Below are 19503 nucleotides of genomic sequence, written 5' to 3'. Positions count from 1 at the left end.
ACGGAGGTATGTCATAGATGAAGGAACGAATTGATCATTTACTTCGTGCTGCATTTCAGCTTAATGCCTCTGATATTCATCTTACAGTTGGTGTCCCCCCCATTTTTCGGATAAATGGTGATTTGAAACGATACGGTAAAGATAAGTTACTCCCCGAGGATACTGAAGGAATGGCGATGGCATTGTTAAATGATAGTCAAAAAGCAAAGCTTGAGTCAAATGGTGAGGTTGACTTTTCTTATGGGATTGCTCAAGTGTCTCGATTTCGAATAAATGCCTTCTACCAGCGATCATGTTTGAGTCTTGCAATTCGTGTCATTCCAACGGTGATTCCAACATTAGAATCTCTGCAGATGCCTGCGATTTTAGAGAAGATTGCAGGGCTGCCACAAGGACTCGTACTAGTTACAGGACCAACTGGTAGCGGGAAGTCAACGACATTAGCAGCTCTTATTCATTATATGAATGAACATATGAGTCGCCATATTATTACGCTTGAAGATCCGATTGAATATTTGCATAAGCATCAAAAATGTATTATTGATCAACGTGAAATTGGATTTGATACGAATAATTTTGTTAATGGTCTTAGAGCGTCATTAAGGCAAGATCCAGACGTCATTTTGGTTGGAGAAATGCGAGACCTTGAAACAATTTCAACGGCGATTACGGCAGCGGAGACAGGCCATCTTGTTTTAGGGACATTGCACACAACAAGTGGTCCTTCAACAATTGATCGAATCATTGATGTATTTCCACCCATTCAACAGGCCCAGATCCGTATCCAGCTGGCAAGTGTCTTAAAGGCAGTTGTTTCGCAGCGTTTGTTTGTAACGACAGATCGTAAAGGTCGATGTGCTGCGACAGAAGTATTGATTAATAATTCGGCTGTTGCGAATTTAATTCGTAATGAAAAGATCTATCAGATTCAAAATGTCATGCAAACGAGTAAGTCGGTCGGGATGCATACATTAGATATGTCAATCAAGACATTGGTCGAGCAGCAGAAGATCTCCGCAGAAATCGCTGAACCTTATTTACAAAAGGAGAGTAACTAATGCCACAATTCAAATATGCTGGTCGAGACCTCTCCGGAAAAGTAAAAAAAGGAACGGTTGTTAGTCAATCCAAGCGAGAAGCAGCTATTAAACTCAAAGAACGCCATATTGCTGTCCAAGAGCTAGAAGAGGTAAAGGCAACAGGATTAAATAAAGAGATTTCATTTGGAAATCCTGTCAGACTACAAGACTTTGCGATTTATTTACGCCAGTTTTCTACACTATTAAAAGCTGGTGTGTCGATCGTTGAATCAACCAATATCCTTTCAAAACAAACGAGTAGTAAAGCACTACGTAAAGCGTTAGAAGTGATTGAAGAAGAGCTTCGATCAGGACTTCCTTTTTCTGAAGCTGCTATTAAACATAAAAGAATCTTTCCTCCGATTGTGATTAATATGATCAAAGCAGGGGAATTGAGCGGGACAATGGATGAAGCATTAGACCGTTTAGCGATTCATTTTGAGAAGCAGCATAAAACGAAACAAAAAGTCATTTCCGCACTCGCCTATCCAGTCGTTGTAGGAATTATTGCAATCGGTGTTGTAATTTTTTTGCTAACAACGGTTGTTCCTACATTCGCGAACATGCTTTCAAGTTTAGGTGGAGAGTTACCAGCGATTACTCTATTTGTCTTAAACTCTAGTGACTTTTTACAATCTTATTGGTGGGTTTTACTGGTTATTGTACTTATATTTATCATTGCTCTACAGATGATTAAGCAGAATAAAAAGAGTCGCTACTATTTAGATCTTGTACTTCTTAAGATGCCGATATTTGGAAAATTGCTACAGCTTGCAGCATTGGCAAGAATGACGCGAACACTTAGTTCCCTTTTTTCAAGCTCTGTCCCTATTTTACAAGCGATAAAAATAGTTGAGAAAGTTGTTGGTAATGAAGTAATTGCCGCAATTATGAAACAATCGCGTCATGCTCTTGAAAATGGTGAAAGGTTAACCGAGCCAATGCGAAAGTCGTGGGTATTTCCACCCCTTGTCGTTCAAATGATTTCAATTGGGGAAGAAACCGGTTCACTTGATCTAATGCTTGAAAAGGTCGCCGATTTTTATGAACAAGAAGTCGAGAACATTACTGACCGCCTAAAATCGTTAATTGAGCCATTAATGATCGTTTTATTAGCCGGAGTTGTCGGCGTTATTGTCATTGCGATTATGGTGCCAATGTTTCAAATTTATGGGGAAATTTAACTGTAAAACTAGTATGTTTTTTTGTCGGATAGTAGTATAATAGGTAAAAGGTTAGGTATGAAAGCAGTATTCATTTAGTTATTTATGAGTAAGTGACTACGTCTTTGATCATGAGGTTAACATCGCTATTTAACCAAAAAAAACGAAAAGTGAGGAATGTATGGATGTTTAAAAAATTGAAAGTAATGAAGAACGAACGTGGTTTAACACTTATTGAACTTTTAGTCGTTATTGTTATTATTGGGATTATTGCGGCGATTGCGGTTGTTTCTATTGGGAATATTATGGAGAATTCAAGACGAGATGCTCACGTGGCTAATGCTCAGCAGATTGCTAATGCAGCGAAATTATATTTTGCTACAGAAAATGACCCTGATAACGCAGTTACTTTAACTGTCTTACAAGAGAATGATTACTTAGGAGTAATTAGTGATCCTTCAACTGATAATGCATATACAGGTGATGCTGTGACTGTTAATTTGGTCGATGGAGAATACCGAGTTACATTGATGAACTATATTACTGGTTCTACTGAAGATGCTTCACAATTAGTTAGAGGGGATGTAACTCTACCTGGAGAAGTAGCTGAAGAAGGAGAAGAAAACACAGACTGATCCTGAAACTAGTAGTAGAGCTAATAAAATTATTTACAAACATAGAGGATGATACTCTCACCAGTATCATCCTCTTTCAAAAAGGATGGGTAACATGGACATGATTTACATTGTTATAGTATTTATCTTCGGCCTCATCTTCGGCTCTTTCTTTAATGTTGTCGGTCTTCGTATTCCTAAAGGTGAATCGATTGTGGCACCACCGTCTCATTGCACGTCTTGTGGTCATCAGTTAAAGGCTTTTGAACTCATTCCTGTTTTTTCTTATTTGTTTTTACGTGGTCGTTGTCGAAAGTGTAAGACATCGGTTTCTTTGATATACCCTGCAATTGAACTTGCAACGGCATCTCTTTTTACGATCTCATTTTTAGCAGTGGGCTGGTCAAAGGAATTGCCATTACTTTTGTTATTTTGTTCCTTGCTTATGATTATTCTTGTTTCTGATTTGGCTTATATGATTATTTCCGATAAGGTATTGCTCTTTTTTGGAGGATGCTTCCTTATCTACCGATTAGTATTTCCAGCTGTTCCATGGTGGGAGTCTTACGTTGGAGCATTGGTAGGGTTCGGGGTGTTGTTCCTTATCGCTGTTGTCAGTAAAGGGGGCATGGGTGGAGGCGATATTAAGTTGTTTGCTGTTCTTGGCTTTGTCCTTGGCTGGCAGCTTACCTTGTTAACGCTCTTTTTTGCTTCGTTTGTTGGAGCGGTTTTTGGGATTATTGCCATTGCCTTAAAAAAGGCAAAGCGTGGACAACCGATTCCATTCGGACCTTTTATCGTGGTCGGGGCCTTAGTTAGCCTGTTCGTTGGTGAAGATTTAATTACTTGGTATTGGCATCAGTTGTAGAAGGAGGAGAACACATGTTTAAATTTAAAAAATCAAAGTCAGTCAGCCTGATCATCAAAGATCATGTGATTCGCTATGCGATGATGAATCATAATGATATTACTGATCCACTCTCCTCTGGTGAGAAGTATTTGCCAACTGGAGTGATTCGAGATGGAAAAATTATTGATCGTGACCGTCTAGTTATGATTTTAGAGGAATGTGTCGACGAATGGGGCTTGCGGAGGAAGGACGTTCATTTTATTGTTCCGGATGCTCATGTATTCTTTCGGGAGCTTTCAATACCAACCTCTATAAAAAAGGAGGAAATAAAAGGGTATTTGTTCATGGAGCTTGGTAATAGCATTCCACTACCGTTTGCAAATCCTTTCTTTGATTATGTGACGTTAGATAATGTTGATAATGGTAAGAAAATATTGCTCTTTGCTGCCCCAGAACCAATCATTCAAGAATACGTAAGTGTACTGGAGGAAGCGAAAATCAATCCTGTTTCAATTGAAATTAATGCTCTTGCAATGTACCGGCTGTTATTTACACTTGACCGGGTTGATCCGAAAGAACATCTCATGTTTATCGAATTTGATGTCGATGCAGTTGGTGTTAGTATTTTTCACCAGCATAAACCTAAATACGTGCATCATCTTGTTAATGCAGGACACGTCGAGCAATTTGAAATTGAAGAAAGTCAGGAAATGGTTCAGCTCCACTTTACTGGGGATGAAATGATTTTATATAGTGATTTACAAGATACCATTGGAGAAATTGAACGGATACTGAATTTCTATAAATATTCGCTTCATAAAGGTGAGGCCGAAGTTTCTCATCTAGTTTTAACAGGTGATCACCCTTACATCAAGCATATCTACAATCAGATGAATGAGAGCTTACCAATTAAACTCGAGAGTGCTACTGATCTGTTTAATGAAGCGGGTTTCTCAATTGCTCCTCGTTATTTAACGACAATGGGATTAGCTTTAAAAGAGGTGCCGAAATGATTGTTGAAATAAATTTACTACCTAAGAGAAAAGAGAGAAGTCTCACATCACTTATTGTCATTCTTGTGATTCTTGCTATTATAATTATTTCTTCAATTATCTTTTTCTTTCATTACAATTCATTAAAAACTGAACTTCAGACAACACAGGAAACAATACAAGTGACCGAGCAGTTACGCGGAATTCAAGAACAGAAGCTACAGGAAACCCCAGAGGCATCGACAATAGATGTTATCGAGAGCCAAATTAACTGGATTCAGAAACAGAAAATGTCAAGTGCTGATCTTCTCTCTCGATTTGTAGAAAAGCTGCCAGAGCGTGGTTATTTCATGAATTATACTTTTGTTGATGAAGGAACTGTTCAAATTTCAATTCAATTTGATACTCCTGCTGAAGTGTCAGCCTATTTGTTTGAGCTAACAGATAGCACGTTCATTGAAGAAGCGAATCTGCTTTCGATCACAGCTGAAGAGATGGAAGAGGTAGAAGATTCAGAGGAAGAGATCCTTCCTCGCTATCTAGCGGATTTCACTGTGAAACTGAATGTAGCAGAATTGCTGAAAGAGGAGGGAGATGAGTAATGGTTGAATTACAGCCAGGGGTCAAGCGATTATTAATCGCTTTTATAACATTATTACTCATTGCGATACCGTTTTTCCTCTATTATACGTACGTGAAGCCGTTAAAGCTTGAGTTGGATAGGTCAACACAACAGCTTGAAACAGAGGAACAGCTCTTAGCATCCGTTGAGTCTGAACTAGCTAAACGAGAAACTCAAATTACAACGTTAAATTCAACTGGTCTTCAAAAACAGGTACCTGTTGCACCTCTTCTGGATCAGTTCTTATTAGATTTAGAAAGGTCGGAAATTCTTTCTGAAAGTCTTATTTTAAATTATCAATTTTCAATGAGTTCATTTGAAGGTCTCGAATCAGATGAAGCCGCTACATTGGAAGAAGAAATGGATACTAGAATGGAAGAACAACAAACAGATGTAACTGATTCTGATGCGGTTAATGAGGGAGAGGTGCCAACTCCAGAAGGTATCGAAAAGATTACTTCCCAAATGACTGTTGTTTCGCCTAGCTATGATGAGATGATGGTGTTTCTAAAGGAGATTGAGAAGCTTCAACGAATTACTACTGTTAATCAATTGACATTTTCAGGGAACCAGGAAGTACGTTTGCTTGATCAGACAGTTGATGACCTTCAATATACAATCGAAGTTTCTACTTATTATTTGCCTGGACTTTCTGAATTGCAGGAGGATTTACCGACACATGATCATGAAGATCCTAGTAATAAATCTAATCCATTGTACTATGGAGTAAAAGAAGACCAATAAGTGTGCAATCCATGAGAGTTGTTATATGGTATCGATTCGATTCCTTTATAACAACTTTTTTTATTTTTTTGTTCTATCAATCGGATTGGTTTAATAGAATGAACTATATCATTCGTTAATTGGTAGAAAGGGGTGCATAAACAAATGGAACAAAAGAAGCAGTCAATCTCTGTCAAGTTAAATGGAAAAGAGCAATCGATCCGTGAAAGTACAGAAGTCGCAGCAACCACCGAACCACAGGATGAAAAACAAGTTCATCATCTGCCCCCGCAAAATGTGATTGATTTTACTGAAGAGCATGACATTCGAAGACGTAATGGACAACCTTATTGGGATGATGGAAATCGGGAAAACAGTCCAAAGCTTCCGTTTAAACGAAAAAAGAAACCACAGTCGAGTCCCAAGGGGCCCTTTCCATTTATGCTTGTCGCAGCATTAGTATCAGCAGTCATTGTTGGAATTAGTCTCGGTCTAGTCATGCTTAATGTTTTCACTAACAATGAACAAGTTGAAGGCAATGAAACAACGACAGGTGCTGTGCCAAGCTTTTCTGAAAATACTTCAGGCCTACCAACACTAACACTTGAGGTTGTTCAAGGTGCTGCATTTACTGAGCGTGAACAAGGAATAGATACTGTCGCTAAGCTTCATGAGAAAAATCTAGCCGCTGTCTTAACCGAGGAAACCGACCCTATCTACATGTTTATTGGAGTCGCAGGGGACAGGGCACAAGCAACAAAATTAAGTGGTTTATACGAAGGCTACGGTCAAGAAACGTATCTTAAATCATACCGAGTTGATGGTCAAGCAGTTCAGGGCCAAAGTGAAGAAATGAAGCAATGGTTTACTGAAGCAATCTCGATCTATCAAGAAACAATCCAACTTTCCATTGACGGCTTAAATGGTGGGGGCATGATTACGGAAGATCGTATGAAGCAACTGGATGAAAAATTAAATTCTTTGCAGGAGAGCCGTAATCAAGCCTTTTCACAACTCTCTAAAGAAGCTCAAACTCACGCACTCGCGATCGGGGATAAGCTCGTCCTCGCAAAAGATGGTCTGAAGAAAGCTCTTTCATCTTCGGAGGAGAAAGACCTTTGGAATGCGCAACAGTCTTTACTTGAAGTTCTAGTAAAGTATGAGCTGTTAATTAAATCATTGTAAGTGTCAAGTTACTAAAGAGGCTAGGAAGGGAAAAAGTGATTTAACACTAGAAAGTCCGAACAAATAGTTGGCGGACGTAAACCGCTACTGAAATACTTCGCTTTCCGAGGGAAACCGGTGAGCTTCCTCGTCTATGACTGTGGGGGCTCACCTTTGGCTTTTTGATGAGGCCATTGAAAAAGGGCTCTTTTTAGCAGAAGATATGACGAAGTAGTGGAATTTCCACCAGTTGAAGGGTACCTCCTTAGACTGAGTACGGTTTGAGAACTCTTTACGGACATATGATCTCTTAAACCTCAATAATTCCCCTTCCTTTCCATGTTTACGGACATTTAATCCTTTATTTCATATAAATCTTAAAGAAATGCCCCTTATAATAGTGAATAACGGATCATATGTCCGTTACATCACGAATTCTCGTTTTTCTCATTGTTTAGCGGAACCAATGTCCGTAAGCAAGTTCTAGGATCTAAACCACGTCCTTTTCCTGTCTGTTAGGTATGTAAAAGTAGGCAGCATCACTTATATTCCGGCCTTCTTTAACAGGAATTATTTGATGTATAGTAATTATACTAATTTCAAAAATAAGGAAAAATTAAATTGTGGATAAAAGAAAAATTTGGTATTCTTAACTTATCCTTGTACAATAGAATAAAACTATTGACGAGGTGTCCCTTCATGAAATCTTTCATTTTAGCTTCAAGTTCCCCGAGGCGAAAAGAACTCCTAGAACAAGCAAAGTACACTTTTACAATTGAATCAAGTCAAAAGGAAGAACGTGTCGACGAAGGCTTGAAACCGGAGGAAGTTGTTCAGCGTTTAGCTGTTCAGAAGGCTGAAGATATTTGGAGTCGTTCACAGGACGCGGTCGTTTTAGGTGCAGATACGATTGTTTACCATCGTGGCATGATTTTAGGAAAGCCTAATACGGTTGATGAAGCCAGATCGATGCTAGAACAACTCTCTGGTCAAACACATACTGTTTACACAGGTGTCTCGATCTGTTCATTAGAGCAGAGCTTGCATTTTTATGCAGAAACGGAGGTTAGCTTTTATTCCCTTAGCGAAGAGGACATTTCTATGTATATCAGAAGTGGTGAGCCCTTTGACAAAGCTGGAGCATATGGAATCCAGGGATTAGGGGCTTATCTCGTTCATTCGATACATGGTGATTATTATACCGTAATGGGTTTGCCTTTAGCGAAAACGATAAGAGCACTTAAGCAATTGAATATTTCCCCTAACATTTAAAGCTAGTTCACACATGAAATCCCCATTATCCGTGCATAGTAGAAAGGAGAATTTCCTTTGCCCCAACAATCACTCCTCTTTAGTGATGTCCCTGTTCATGAAAGGCCTCGTGAACGAATGCTGAAATCAGGTGCACGTGCCCTTTCTAATCAAGAGCTTTTAGCCATATTATTGCGAAGTGGAACGAAGAATGAATCGGTTCTCCAGTTATCTCAGCGAGTCTTATCGACCTTCGACGGACTTGTCCTGTTAAAGGATGCTGTAATTGAAGAATTATGCTCGATTAATGGAATCGGTGAAGTCAAAGCGATTGAGCTCTCGGCAGCAATTGAGCTTGGGCGAAGAATTCATTGTATGAAGACAGAGGAACGCTATGTAATCAGATCACCCGAGGACGTATCTAATTATGTAATGGAGGACATGCGCTTTCTAACTCAGGAACATTTTGATTGCTTATATTTAAATACCAAGAACCAGGTGATTCATCGTCAAACGATTTTCATAGGTAGCTTAAATGCGAGTATTGTTCATCCGAGGGAAGTATTTAAGGAAGCATTTAGGCGGTCTGCTGCTTCTTTAATTTGCTTGCATAATCACCCTTCAGGTGACCCGACACCGAGCAGGGAGGATATTGAAGTAACCAAACGACTTCATGAATCAGGCAAGGTGCTAGGAATTGATGTACTCGATCATATTATTATTGGCGACCAGAAGTTCGTTAGTTTAAAGGAGCAAGGATACGTCTAACCTAGGATGGACATTATCCTTGATTTTTAATGATATTGATAGCATAGGAGCACTAAGAGTGGTAACATAGTATTGTTGCCCAATTATCTTTATGTAATATTACTGAACTTGGGGAACTTAGGCTATTTTTTTAATGGATAATTCGATATAATGATGCTTATGACTTTCGAATTGTAGTGAAGGGAGATACATAGATGTTTGGTGGGTTTTCAAAAGATATAGGAATTGATTTAGGTACGGCAAATACACTTGTGTACGTTAAGAATAAGGGGATTGTCGTACGGGAACCATCTGTTGTTGCTCTTCGGACTGATACAGGTTCTATTGAAGCGGTCGGAAATGATGCAAAGAATATGATTGGTCGTACACCTGGTAATATCGTTGCAGTAAGACCAATGAAAGACGGTGTTATTGCAGATTTTGATACAACAGCTACAATGTTAAAGTATTTTATACGACAGGCGTTAAGAAATCGTTCTGTTTTTGCACGTAAACCATCTGTGATGGTCTGTGTACCGTCTGGGATTACAGCTGTTGAAAAACGAGCGGTTGAAGATGCAACGAAACAAGCTGGAGCAAAAGAGGCTTACACGCTAGAGGAGCCATTTGCGGCTGCTATTGGTGCAGACCTTCCCGTTTGGGAGCCAACTGGTAGCATGGTTGTCGATATTGGTGGTGGTACAACTGAGGTTGCGATTATTTCTCTTGGTGGTATTGTTACAAGCCAATCGATACGTGTCGCTGGTGATGAGATGGATGAAGCCATTATCCAATATGTGAAAAAGACGTATAATTTAATGATTGGTGAACGGACGTCTGAATCATTAAAGGTTGAGATCGGTTCAGCAGGTGCTCCTGATGGTGTTGCCGACATGGACATTCGTGGTCGTGACTTACTTACAGGTCTACCAAAGACGATCACTGTATCGGCAGAGGAGATCGCTGGGGCTCTATCTGATACTGTTCAGACGATCATTGAAGCAGTTAAGAATACCCTTGAGCAATCGCCGCCAGAACTCGCAGCAGATATCATGGATAGAGGAATTGTCTTAACCGGTGGTGGAGCATTACTACGAAATTTAGATCGCGTATTAAGTGATGAGACGAATATGCCAGTTGTTGTGGCTGAAAACCCTCTCGATTGTGTAGCGATTGGTACTGGTCGTGCATTAGAAAATTTACATTTATTTAGATCGAAAAATGGTATTACATCACGTTCTGATAGAAAATGGTAAGTAGGTGTCAGCTATGCCCTCCTTCTTTTCAAATAAAAAATTAATTCTTCTTTTGGTTAGCATCATTATTTTAGTCGGCTTAATCGGCTATTCAATGTCTGACCGTGAAAGAGTCTCGGGTCCCGAGCAAATGATCCGAGATTCTGTTGCTTGGGTGCAAACCATTTTCATGAAACCCGCATACGCTGTAGCGGGTTTCTTTGAAAATGTTAAAGATATGAGCCAAGTCTATGAAGAAAACAAGCTATTAAAAGCTAGACTTGAGGAGTATGCACAAATTTCAATTGAAAGAAATAATCTTCGAACAGAAAACGATAAACTAAGAGGTATGCTCGATTTAAATGAAAGTCTTGATGATTATGTAATCCGTTCAGCAGTAGTTATTCATCGAAGTCCAGATCGTTGGACAGAATATATTGGTCTGAATAAAGGCTCAGAGCATGGTGTTAAGCCAAATATGGCTGTAGTAGATTCAAAGGGTGGTTTTATCGGGAAAGTGAGTCAAGTAAGTGAATTCTCTTCAAGGGTTCAACTACTTTCTGATAATGATCGGACAAATCGTGTATCGGTCGAAGTCTCAATTGATCAACCGGTTTCTGGTATAATTGAAGGATACGAAGAAGATACTGGTCTAATTAAAATGAGAATCTTTGACATTGATGCTGATGTGAAAGAAACACAAATGGTAACAACGTCAGGGAAAAGTACTTTTTATCCAAGTGGGTTGTTAATTGGTGAAATTGTCAGAGTGGAACCGGATGAATACGGCTTAACTCAAAATGCTTTTATCGAGCCAACAGCTGATTTTCACGGGTTAGACTATGTCTATATTGTTGAAAGAACGAGTACAACGCTTGATCCTGATCTAATTGAGGAGGACGAGTGACGTGAGTCGAATTTATATTCCGGGACTGGTGTTCTTCTTTTTTGTGATGGAAGGGACGCTTTTTCAATTGCTTGTCCCAAATGACAAAGGTGATATAGTTGAATTTGTCCCACGGTTTTTAATTGTACTCGTTATTTTAGTAGGCATTCATTTTGGCAGAGCGTCTAGTCTTCTATATGGACTTATCTTTGGATTGATGTATGACATTGTTTATACTCAACTTCTAGGTGTGTATTTATTTGGTCTTGGGTTAATCGGTTATTTTCTCGTATTTCCATATAAACGTGTTCAAGATTCACTGTTGGCACAACTAGGTTTAATTGTTGTTGCGATTGTCTTTTTTGAATATTACCAATACGGTCTTTTTCTGTTAATTGGGGGAACTGATTTAGCTCCTGCTTTGTTTGCACAGAGCCGTTTGCTCCCAAGTGTTGTTTTGAATAGTGTGTTTGCTATTCTTCTATTCTATCCTTTTTACAAAATAACAGAACATGTTAAGAAGCAGGCTAGCCTTCGTGAAAGATAAGATTTTATTTGTAAATCCTTAGAAAAAAGAGGGTTTTACCTGCTTTTTGTTGAATAAATGTACTAGCCCATCTTTCCGTTAGAACGATTGAGCGAGAGTGAAATGGGAGCAACGAAGGTGAGTGAGGCAGAGGTGAACACACTAATGGTTCAAAAAAAGCAAAACGTTACAATAAAAGGAACAAAAGAGGGACTTATTTTCTTATTAGATGATACTTGTTCCTATCAGAGTTTAATTGATGAATTAATAGAAAAGCTATCTTCTAAACATTATCAGCAAGCAGATGGACCTGATGTATTAGTTAAAGTGGAAAGTGGTTTTCGTTATTTGCAGCCTGAACACAAACAGGAAATCGAGCAAATTATTACAGAAGACCGTAATTTAGCGATTGATCATTTTAATTGCAAGGTCATAACAAAGCTAGAATCAGAGCAGTTACGAAGGAAATCTCAAACCGTTACATTAACTCGGATGGTCCGCTCTGGACAAGTCCTCGAAGTAACGGGAGACCTGCTGCTGATTGGCGATGTTAATCCTGGTGGGACAGTGGTTGCTACTGGTAATATCTATATTATGGGTGCCCTTCGCGGGATTGCACATGCAGGAGCTAATGGAGATGAAAAGGCAATCATTTCAGCTGCTTTAATGGCCCCATCACAGCTGAAGATTGCAGAAGCTATGAAGCAATTTGAAAGAGACGGGGAAGAGGAACCTATTATGGCAAGTGCATTTTTAGATGAGCGTATCTCGTTACAAATTGGCCGAGTTCAACAACTTGTACATACACATCAACATTTAAATAAAAATGAAGAACAAATAAACTAAGGCAATAGAAAGGGGTCTTGAACGTGGGAGAAGCAATCGTCATTACAAGTGGAAAAGGTGGCGTTGGTAAAACAACGACATCTGCCAATATTGGTACTTCACTTGCACTTTCTGGAAAAAAAGTCTGTTTAGTAGATACTGACATCGGTCTGCGTAATCTTGATGTTGTCATGGGTTTAGAGAATCGCATCATTTACGATCTTGTAGATGTTATTGATGGTCGTTGCAAACTGAAACAAGCATTAATTAAGGATAAGCGTTTTGATTGTTTATTTTTATTACCGGCTGCACAAACAAAGGACAAGACTTCGGTTGAACCAGCTCAGATGAAGGTGATCATTGATGAATTAAAACAGGAGTATGACTATGTCATTATTGATTGTCCAGCAGGTATTGAGCAAGGATTTAAAAATGCGATAGCTGGAGCAGATCGTGCTATTGTTGTGACGACACCAGAACTTTCAGCTGTCCGTGACGCTGATCGGATTATTGGATTACTAGAGCAAGAAAAGCAAATTGAACCTCCTAGATTAATAGTTAATCGCATTCGTGGTCATATGATGAAAAACGGTGAAATGTTAGATGTTGATGAAATTGCTAATGTATTATCAATTGATTTGATTGGAATTGTCATTGATGATGAAGAGGTCATTAAGCATTCGAATAAAGGTGAGCCGATTGCATTGTATACGACAAGCAAAGCTTCGATTGCTTACCGTAACATTGCACGCCGTATTCTTGGTGAAACGGTTCCACTTATGTCGCTTGATGAAGACAAAGGAATGTTTGCAAAGATTAAGCAATTTTTCAGCGTTAGATAAAATAAGAAGGGCTCCATTTGGGGCCCTTCTTATTTTATGAGGAAACAATTAACGTAGGTTCTTGCAAAATGCCTTGAATTGCCTGACGAAAATCATGGATAGCGAACGGTTTATGTAAATAATGAACCTCGCATGTATCTGAACGAACTTGTTCCTGGCGTCCTGTTGTCATAACTAGCACAGGTACTGTCGTTAGTTTACTTTGCTCTAATTCCTGGACAAAAGGAAGAATTGGAGTGTCATATAATTGGTCGCTAATTATTATCAGTGAGAATTCTTGCTGTACTAAAGACATTCCTTGAAGAAATAATTGTCCGCTTGTAAAGCTAGTAACATTGATTCCAAGTTCATTAAGGTGATAGTCCATTAAAGTCACGTGACTTGGCTCATCTTCAATTAAAGCAACGGATCGTGAATACATAGGAACCCCCATTTAGTTTGTAATCTACTTATTTATATATGGATTTATTAATTTCATATTAAATTTGTATGAAGAATTATGCAAGTCTTTTCTCTGATTTTGGAATTTCTATTCCATTAAAAAGTCATTTTCAGTCATAATTTCAGATAATACTTGGTTATTTGGATTACATGAAGGTGAGGGGCTTTTGCCTTAGCATTCTTAACTATTTGACCATTAGATGACCTATCTCGATGAAAGCATTCAACGATGTTAGTGGCTATGTTATGATTTTAGAAAAGAATGCTTGATTGAGAGGGAGGAACACTAGAATGACATTGGAAGAACAACTAAATGAAGCGACACAAACGATTCGTTGCATGATCTTAACGGTGTCTGATTGTGAGTCGTATGGTCAGGACAAAAGTGGTGCATTAATTCGAACAATGCTCGAGGAAAAGGGACATTGTGTAACAGAGTATCAAACAATTGATTACGATTATACGCAGATTCAACATTGGATTAAAATTGCGGCCATTCGAGCAGATATCGACGCTATCCTAATTGCTGGTGGTACGGGTATTGGATTGAATGATACAACACATGAAGCGGTAAGAGATAGCTTAGATAAAGAGATGCCGGGTTTTGGTGAGATCTTTCGTCATTTAAGCTTTACAGAAGATGTTGGAACGGCCGCAATTTTAAGTAGAGCAACCGCAGGAGTTCGGGATGGAAAGGTCATCTTCTCAATGCCAGGAGCACCAGGTGCGGTTAAGCTTGCTATGGATCGTATTATTATTCCTGAGATTAGCCAAGTCGTTCGAGAAATTCTAAAAGATAAAGTAAGAGTTACAAGCTGATAAGAAGAGATCAAAAAAAGGGTGATTCAATGGTCGTAATTAACCATTGAATCACCCTTTTTAGTTAGCGATGATCCTGATATAAGTCTTGTTTGGTGATGTCTTGAAGCTGCCTTCTCTCTGCTTCGCTCAAATGTTCTGTTAGGATCGCTTGAACATTATCTCTTACTTGTCCAGCTTTACTAGCACCGGCTAGGACAGAGGCAACGACTTCAGAAGAAAGGCAGTAGTGAAGGGCAATGGAGTTGTTTGAACGAGTGTGGTTATCTAGTGAATGCCTAACGGCTGCAAGTTCTTCAGCTGAGTATGTTAGATAGCTACTTGTTGGTGCTAGAGGCTTATCCGTTAATAGACCTTTTGCCAGTGCACCACGAACAACAACACTTATTTGTTTTTGCTCAAACAAGGGAAATAGTTCTTCAGGTCTTCTGTCCAATAGACTGTATTGCATCATGACACTTACAATGGATGATCGCTCGATGTACTCTCGGATGACATTTGGACGAATCGATGACAGTCCGTAGTAACGAATGAGACCTTCTTGTTTTAACTCTTCAAACGCCTCGATGGTTTCATCAATTGGATCATCAATCGTTCCCCCATGAAGTTGATAAAGGTCTATATAGTCGGTTTGTAATCGCTGTAAGCTATCTTTTACTGCCTGTTTAATATGGGATTTAGACGGATCCCATGACCATCCTTCTTTTCCTTTTTCAAATCGATTTCCGGCTTTCGTTGCAAGGATAATATCTTTTCTCTTATTTTTTATCACTTCACCAATAATCTCTTCATTTAAACCTTGATCGTATAAATCAGCAGTATCCAAATAATTTACGCCAAGCTCAAGAGCAGTTTCAATTGTTTGTCTAGCCGTTGAGCGGTCTTGACCGATATTCATACAACCTAGCCCAAGTTCACTGACATAGAGATCAGAATGACCTAGTTTACGTTTATTCATATATAATGCCTCCGATCTTTTACTAGAGTTCTATTCTATTATGGCATAACAAGAGGGGACAAGTCATATAGTTAAGTAATAATCGGGTAAAAGGATGGGGTGCGAATGTCTAAAAGATTAAGCAAGGTTAGGAAGGAACTAGACTCAAGAAGAAGGACAATTGAATACAACGTTAAGCAGCGGGAGAAAACTGTACCTATGCTTATGAATCGGCAGGAGGACTCAAGAGAGGAACCAGACTTTTATATTCCGCAAGATACTAATAGAAAAACACCGACTCCAACAAAAGGAAAAGATTTATTTGTTTTTCGTTTAATGATGGCAATCTGTCTCTTTTTAATGCTTGCGATTTTATTTCAATCAACAACACCTCAAGCAGAAAAGGCGAAACAGTTTGTTCAACAATCTTTCGAATATGAATTTGAGTTTGCAGCCATCTCAAATTGGTACGAAAAACAATTTGGACGTCCACTAGCCCTTGTCCCAATTGAACAGGATCTGGCTCAAGGCGATCCAAATGAAGATATCGAAATGATCTATGCCCTCCCAGCAATAGGAACGATAAGTGAGCCGTTCACTGAAAACGGGCAAGGGATTATGATTGAAACAGGGATGCATGCAGAAATTGAATCTGTTAAGAGTGGCTCGGTTAAGTCGGTTGGACAAGAATCAGAGCAAGGACTAGGCAAAACGGTCGTTGTCGAACATTACGATGGTACTGAGGCGATCTATGGCATGCTTGACCAAATTGAAGTGAATATTTACGACAACATTAGAGCTGGAACAATCATTGGCACCGTTCAAACCAACGAAGAAGCTCAAAAAGGAATTTTCTATTTCGCACTGAAAAATGGTGAACAATACATTGATCCAAGCGAAGTTATCTCATTTAATTAACATGAATAATCTTTTTTCAAAGATTAAAATTAATCCTTTATTTTGGCTAGTTGTTGGTATAGGTGTCATGACTGGTTATTTTAAAGAGGTGTTAATGGTATTTACGATCGTATTCATTCATGAAATGGGTCATGCGTTTGCCGCAAATTTTTTTAATTGGAGAATTAACAAAATAGAGCTGTTGCCGTTCGGTGGGGTTGCTGAAGTAGATGATACAGGGAATCGACCATTTCATGAAGAGGTAATCGTGATTTTGGCTGGTCCATTTCAACATCTATGGATGATGTTGCTTTCCTATCTAATGATGAATTTTTCGTTTTGGTCATTGTATGATCACCAATTGTTTATTTGGCATAACTTAATGATTTTAGGATTTAATCTTATTCCCGTTCTCCCCTTAGATGGGGGAAGGCTTTTGCAGATGTGGTTTACGTATCGCTATCCTTATGTTCAAGCATTGACGATTGGTCGCTATGCTTCTTGTATCGGATTAATCAGTTTGGTCGTTCTAAGTTTCATTTATCTCCCATTTCATCTGAATTTATGGATTGTTCTTTCTTTTTTAATCATTTCAAATTATTTGGAATGGAAACAAAGACATTATAAGTTTATGAGATTTTTGATGGCACGAAGATCAATGGAGATGAATGTACCTTATTTGAAAGAATCACTGTTGCCTGTGAGAGATTCGCTTACTTTAAAAGAAGTTATGAAAAAGTGTCGGAGAGGGTACAGGCACTCGTTTAAAATCTTTCATACAAAGCAGGCAACGACATCAATGGTTGAAGAAAAAGAATTGCTTGAACTATTGTTCACAAAAAATGATCTAAAGGCCCCGCTTTCACGTTTTGGATTTACTGATTCTCGGAACCACAGATAGAGGTTTTTGATCCACTAAAACGTTCCTTTTAGCAAGGAGACTGCGATGGCTTCACTCGTTGCAGGCTTCAATGATAAATCCTCTGATAGCAGGTTTCAGACTTTGCAACGGTAGCACTTATTACTTAAAGGCTACTCAAGATAGGTGAAAATCAGAGACTGCTGATAAAGTCCTTTTTAGCAGTTTCAAGGAAGTAGCAATGGCTCCACACGTTGCACGCCTGCTATGAGAAACCCACTCATAGCAGGGCTTAAGACACCGCAACGGTTACGCTCATTGCTTAAAGGCCGCTGAAAAAAGTGAAAATCATACCTTTTTCAGCGGCCTTGAAAACGAGACCTTTTTCAGTAGCCTCAGGCATTTTACCCCTGGATCATGGTACAATATGAGTAAGAAAAGGGTGTAAAGGGGCTATCCGAGTGAAGCAGATTATATTTAATTTAGCCACAAGAGAAAGAAGAGCAGCAATTATTGAAGATGGAAGAGTTGCTGAGCTTATGATTGAGAGAACGCTAGATCAGCGGATTGTAAGCAATGTCTATCGTGGCCGCGTAGTCACGGTATTACCCGGGATGCAAGCCGCTTTTGTTGATATAGGAAGAGAGAAAAATGGATTTTTGTACCGAGATGATTTGCTCTCATTTCATCTTTCTTTAGAAGACGAAGAGAAGAAAAAGAAACGTAGCATATCAGAATTTGTCCAACAAGGAGAAGAAGTTCTTGTCCAGGTGACAAAGGAAGGGTTTGGTACGAAAGGTCCGAGGTTAAGTGGGGTCATATCATTTCCTGGACAGTTTTTAGTATATATGCCTGAAGGTGGATATGTAGGAGTGTCTAGAAGATTCTCCTCCCCTGATGCACGAGAGCACTGGCGCTCGATTGGAGAGACTTTAAGAGAAGGACAGGAAGGACTGATTATTCGGACATCCTGTGAGGGTCATCAAGAAGAGGAAGTTGAAAAGGAATTAACTTTTTTACGATCCTACTGGAAGAAACTCTACAAAGAAGAACATGAAAAGGTCGCACCAGCTCTCGTATACCAGAGCACCGGGCTCGTTGAACGGGTTGTGCGAGATGTGGTTAATGAGGGTGTAAGTGAGATCGTTGTTGACCATTTTCAAGAGTACCAATTATTGAAGGACCTTTTGAATCCTTATCCTAATGTTCAAGAGAAGCTTTCCTTTTATCGAGAAAAGGAAAATATCTTTTCGAGCTACCAAATTGATAAGGAGCTAGAACGTGCACTTAGGCAGCAGGTATGGCTGAAGAATGGTGCTTATTTGATGATTGATCAGACAGAAGCGTTAACCGTGATCGATGTGAATACAGGTAAATTCACAGGCAAGAACGATTTACATGATACGATTCGTCATACAAATAGTGAGGCAGCAAAAGAAATCGCTAGACAGCTAAGGCTCAGAGATATTTCTGGTATTATCGTGATCGATTTCATTGATATGAAAAGAGAAGAGGACCGTGAATATATTCTAACCTTGTTTGAACGTGAATTAAAAAAAGATCGTACAAAAACAAATCTAGTTGGGTTAACGGGGCTAGGTCTAGTTGAAATGACTAGAAAGAAAATCAGACAGAATCTTCAAGATAGCTTATCCAAACCATGCCCGACCTGTCACGGGAAAGGTGTCGTTCTCTCAGACGAAGCACAGGCCTTTCAATTAGAAAGACAGCTATGGGAGTATAAAGGAACGATTGAAGAAGCCGTTGTTGTCGAAATCCCTTCGGTTGTTTCAACTGTTTTTGCCGGGCAGAAAGGTGAGCACTTAAAAAGACTTGAACAAGCATTGGGATTTCGCATTCTGATCTATCCGAATAAACGCTTACTAGAAGGACCAGTAATCCGTTATATTGGTGATATGGAAGAAGCGTCAAGACAGCTTGAACGATTAAAATCTAATTGACATCATTCGTGCTCATATGGTACAATTTCGTTTGTTAGTTATTTGGTCGCACCCAAACAACTACAACCGC

The 19503-nt window shown here is 39.1% G+C and carries 21 protein-coding genes and 1 other annotated feature (1 of these 22 cut by a window edge); of the genes, 19 read left to right on the top strand and 2 right to left on the bottom strand.

Translation table 11 applies throughout. The annotated features are described in order from the left end of the window. Positions 1-17: 17 nt before the first annotated feature. From J7W16_RS00820 to minD, 15 genes are all read left to right on the top strand, one after another. Positions 18-1058, top strand: coding sequence for a type IV pilus twitching motility protein PilT (locus J7W16_RS00820; RefSeq protein ID WP_210595034.1), 1041 nt, complete (start codon positions 18-20; stop codon positions 1056-1058). Continuing rightward, positions 1058-2263: a type II secretion system F family protein gene (locus J7W16_RS00815; RefSeq protein WP_210595033.1), complete on the top strand. Its 1206-nt coding sequence runs from the start codon at positions 1058-1060 to the stop codon at positions 2261-2263. The genes J7W16_RS00820 and J7W16_RS00815 overlap by 1 nt, the downstream gene beginning before the upstream one ends. 164 nt (positions 2264-2427) lie before the next feature. Beyond that, complete coding sequence (locus J7W16_RS00810; RefSeq protein WP_210595032.1) at positions 2428-2877, top strand: prepilin-type N-terminal cleavage/methylation domain-containing protein; 450 nt, start codon at positions 2428-2430, stop codon at positions 2875-2877. A 94-nt stretch (positions 2878-2971) separates the two neighbouring features. Beyond that, positions 2972-3724, top strand: a complete 753-nt coding sequence (locus J7W16_RS00805) for a prepilin peptidase (RefSeq protein WP_210595031.1) — start codon at positions 2972-2974, stop codon at positions 3722-3724. 14 nt (positions 3725-3738) lie between these two features. Further along, on the top strand, positions 3739-4719 hold the full coding sequence (gene pilM / locus J7W16_RS00800) for a type IV pilus biogenesis protein PilM (RefSeq protein WP_210595030.1): 981 nt from the start codon (positions 3739-3741) through the stop codon (positions 4717-4719). Next, complete coding sequence (locus J7W16_RS00795) at positions 4716-5300, top strand: PilN domain-containing protein (RefSeq protein WP_210595029.1); 585 nt, start codon at positions 4716-4718, stop codon at positions 5298-5300. The genes pilM and J7W16_RS00795 overlap by 4 nt, the downstream gene beginning before the upstream one ends. After that, positions 5300-6064, top strand: a complete 765-nt coding sequence (locus J7W16_RS00790) for a hypothetical protein (protein WP_210595028.1) — start codon at positions 5300-5302, stop codon at positions 6062-6064. Before J7W16_RS00795 ends, J7W16_RS00790 begins: the two co-directional genes overlap by 1 nt. A gap of 144 nt (positions 6065-6208) precedes the next feature. Further along, positions 6209-7228, top strand: a complete 1020-nt coding sequence (locus J7W16_RS00785) for a hypothetical protein (protein WP_210595027.1) — start codon at positions 6209-6211, stop codon at positions 7226-7228. A gap of 678 nt (positions 7229-7906) precedes the next feature. Beyond that, positions 7907-8479: a Maf family protein gene (locus J7W16_RS00780; protein WP_210595026.1), complete on the top strand. Its 573-nt coding sequence runs from the start codon at positions 7907-7909 to the stop codon at positions 8477-8479. Positions 8480-8536: 57 nt separating this feature from the next. Next, positions 8537-9226 (top strand): RadC family protein, encoded by a 690-nt coding sequence (gene radC, locus J7W16_RS00775; RefSeq protein ID WP_283245998.1) that lies wholly within the window; start codon positions 8537-8539, stop codon positions 9224-9226. Between the two features lie 194 nt (positions 9227-9420). Beyond that, positions 9421-10461 carry a rod shape-determining protein gene (locus J7W16_RS00770; RefSeq protein WP_210595025.1) on the top strand — a complete coding sequence of 347 codons (1041 nt, stop codon included), beginning with the start codon at positions 9421-9423 and terminating at the stop codon, positions 10459-10461. Positions 10462-10474: 13 nt separating this feature from the next. Beyond that, a complete protein-coding gene (mreC, locus tag J7W16_RS00765; protein WP_210595024.1) occupies positions 10475-11347 on the top strand; it encodes a rod shape-determining protein MreC in 873 nt (290 codons plus the stop codon). 1 nt (position 11348) lies between these two features. Continuing rightward, on the top strand, positions 11349-11873 hold the full coding sequence (gene mreD, locus J7W16_RS00760) for a rod shape-determining protein MreD (protein WP_210595023.1): 525 nt from the start codon (positions 11349-11351) through the stop codon (positions 11871-11873). 117 nt (positions 11874-11990) lie between these two features. Next, on the top strand, positions 11991-12698 hold the full coding sequence (gene minC / locus J7W16_RS00755; protein ID WP_346726886.1) for a septum site-determining protein MinC: 708 nt from the start codon (positions 11991-11993) through the stop codon (positions 12696-12698). Positions 12699-12721: 23 nt separating this feature from the next. Further along, positions 12722-13519, top strand: coding sequence for a septum site-determining protein MinD (gene minD, locus J7W16_RS00750; protein ID WP_210595022.1), 798 nt, complete (start codon positions 12722-12724; stop codon positions 13517-13519). A gap of 34 nt (positions 13520-13553) precedes the next feature. Here the strand turns inward: minD and J7W16_RS00745 are convergent, their stop codons facing one another. After that, positions 13554-13940 carry a response regulator gene (locus tag J7W16_RS00745; protein WP_210595021.1) on the bottom strand — a complete coding sequence of 129 codons (387 nt, stop codon included), beginning with the start codon at positions 13938-13940 and terminating at the stop codon, positions 13554-13556. A 311-nt stretch (positions 13941-14251) separates the two neighbouring features. Between J7W16_RS00745 and J7W16_RS00740 the strand changes: the two genes are divergently transcribed. Next, on the top strand, positions 14252-14779 hold the full coding sequence (locus J7W16_RS00740; protein WP_210595020.1) for a MogA/MoaB family molybdenum cofactor biosynthesis protein: 528 nt from the start codon (positions 14252-14254) through the stop codon (positions 14777-14779). 64 nt (positions 14780-14843) lie between these two features. On the opposite strand, the gene J7W16_RS00735 is transcribed toward J7W16_RS00740, so the two are convergent. Next, positions 14844-15737 (bottom strand): aldo/keto reductase, encoded by an 894-nt coding sequence (locus J7W16_RS00735; protein ID WP_210595019.1) that lies wholly within the window; start codon positions 15735-15737, stop codon positions 14844-14846. A 105-nt stretch (positions 15738-15842) separates the two neighbouring features. Here J7W16_RS00735 and J7W16_RS00730 point away from each other — a divergent pair, with 105 nt between their 5' ends. The 3 genes from J7W16_RS00730 to J7W16_RS00720 all read left to right on the top strand — a co-directional run bounded on the left by J7W16_RS00730 (position 15843) and on the right by J7W16_RS00720 (position 19433). Continuing rightward, the gene (locus J7W16_RS00730; RefSeq protein ID WP_210595018.1) at positions 15843-16634 is read left to right on the top strand and encodes a M23 family metallopeptidase; all 792 of its coding nucleotides are present in this window, start codon (positions 15843-15845) and stop codon (positions 16632-16634) included. Continuing rightward, the gene (locus J7W16_RS00725; RefSeq protein WP_246879784.1) at positions 16603-17514 is read left to right on the top strand and encodes a M50 family metallopeptidase; all 912 of its coding nucleotides are present in this window, start codon (positions 16603-16605) and stop codon (positions 17512-17514) included. The genes J7W16_RS00730 and J7W16_RS00725 overlap by 32 nt, the downstream gene beginning before the upstream one ends. A gap of 419 nt (positions 17515-17933) precedes the next feature. Beyond that, positions 17934-19433 carry an Rne/Rng family ribonuclease gene (locus tag J7W16_RS00720; RefSeq protein WP_210595017.1) on the top strand — a complete coding sequence of 500 codons (1500 nt, stop codon included), beginning with the start codon at positions 17934-17936 and terminating at the stop codon, positions 19431-19433. 54 nt (positions 19434-19487) lie between these two features. Then, positions 19488-19503, top strand: a sequence feature (ribosomal protein L21 leader region) (it continues 58 nt past the right edge of the window).

Source organism: Halalkalibacter suaedae (assembly GCF_017939705.1).
In the GTDB taxonomy this organism is placed as follows: domain Bacteria; phylum Bacillota; class Bacilli; order Bacillales; family Bacillaceae_D; genus Halalkalibacter; species Halalkalibacter suaedae.
Note: the sequence above shows the minus strand (reverse complement) of the source record. Positions and strands in the feature narration are given on the sequence as shown.

What these genes read in the sequence shown, in the direction of transcription:
- J7W16_RS00820 (WP_210595034.1), top strand. Translation starts at nt 18, where the DNA reads ATGAAGGAACGAATTGATCATTTACTTCGTGCTGCATTTCAGCTTAAT.
- J7W16_RS00815 (WP_210595033.1), top strand. Translation starts at nt 1,058, where the DNA reads ATGCCACAATTCAAATATGCTGGTCGAGACCTCTCCGGAAAAGTAAAA.
- J7W16_RS00810 (WP_210595032.1), top strand. Translation starts at nt 2,428, where the DNA reads ATGTTTAAAAAATTGAAAGTAATGAAGAACGAACGTGGTTTAACACTT.
- J7W16_RS00805 (WP_210595031.1), top strand. Translation starts at nt 2,972, where the DNA reads ATGGACATGATTTACATTGTTATAGTATTTATCTTCGGCCTCATCTTC.
- pilM (WP_210595030.1), top strand. Translation starts at nt 3,739, where the DNA reads ATGTTTAAATTTAAAAAATCAAAGTCAGTCAGCCTGATCATCAAAGAT.
- J7W16_RS00795 (WP_210595029.1), top strand. Translation starts at nt 4,716, where the DNA reads ATGATTGTTGAAATAAATTTACTACCTAAGAGAAAAGAGAGAAGTCTC.
- J7W16_RS00790 (WP_210595028.1), top strand. Translation starts at nt 5,300, where the DNA reads ATGGTTGAATTACAGCCAGGGGTCAAGCGATTATTAATCGCTTTTATA.
- J7W16_RS00785 (WP_210595027.1), top strand. Translation starts at nt 6,209, where the DNA reads ATGGAACAAAAGAAGCAGTCAATCTCTGTCAAGTTAAATGGAAAAGAG.
- J7W16_RS00780 (WP_210595026.1), top strand. Translation starts at nt 7,907, where the DNA reads ATGAAATCTTTCATTTTAGCTTCAAGTTCCCCGAGGCGAAAAGAACTC.
- J7W16_RS00770 (WP_210595025.1), top strand. Translation starts at nt 9,421, where the DNA reads ATGTTTGGTGGGTTTTCAAAAGATATAGGAATTGATTTAGGTACGGCA.
- mreC (WP_210595024.1), top strand. Translation starts at nt 10,475, where the DNA reads ATGCCCTCCTTCTTTTCAAATAAAAAATTAATTCTTCTTTTGGTTAGC.
- J7W16_RS00745 (WP_210595021.1), bottom strand. Translation starts at nt 13,940, where the DNA reads ATGTATTCACGATCCGTTGCTTTAATTGAAGATGAGCCAAGTCACGTG.
- J7W16_RS00740 (WP_210595020.1), top strand. Translation starts at nt 14,252, where the DNA reads ATGACATTGGAAGAACAACTAAATGAAGCGACACAAACGATTCGTTGC.
- J7W16_RS00735 (WP_210595019.1), bottom strand. Translation starts at nt 15,737, where the DNA reads ATGAATAAACGTAAACTAGGTCATTCTGATCTCTATGTCAGTGAACTT.
- J7W16_RS00730 (WP_210595018.1), top strand. Translation starts at nt 15,843, where the DNA reads ATGTCTAAAAGATTAAGCAAGGTTAGGAAGGAACTAGACTCAAGAAGA.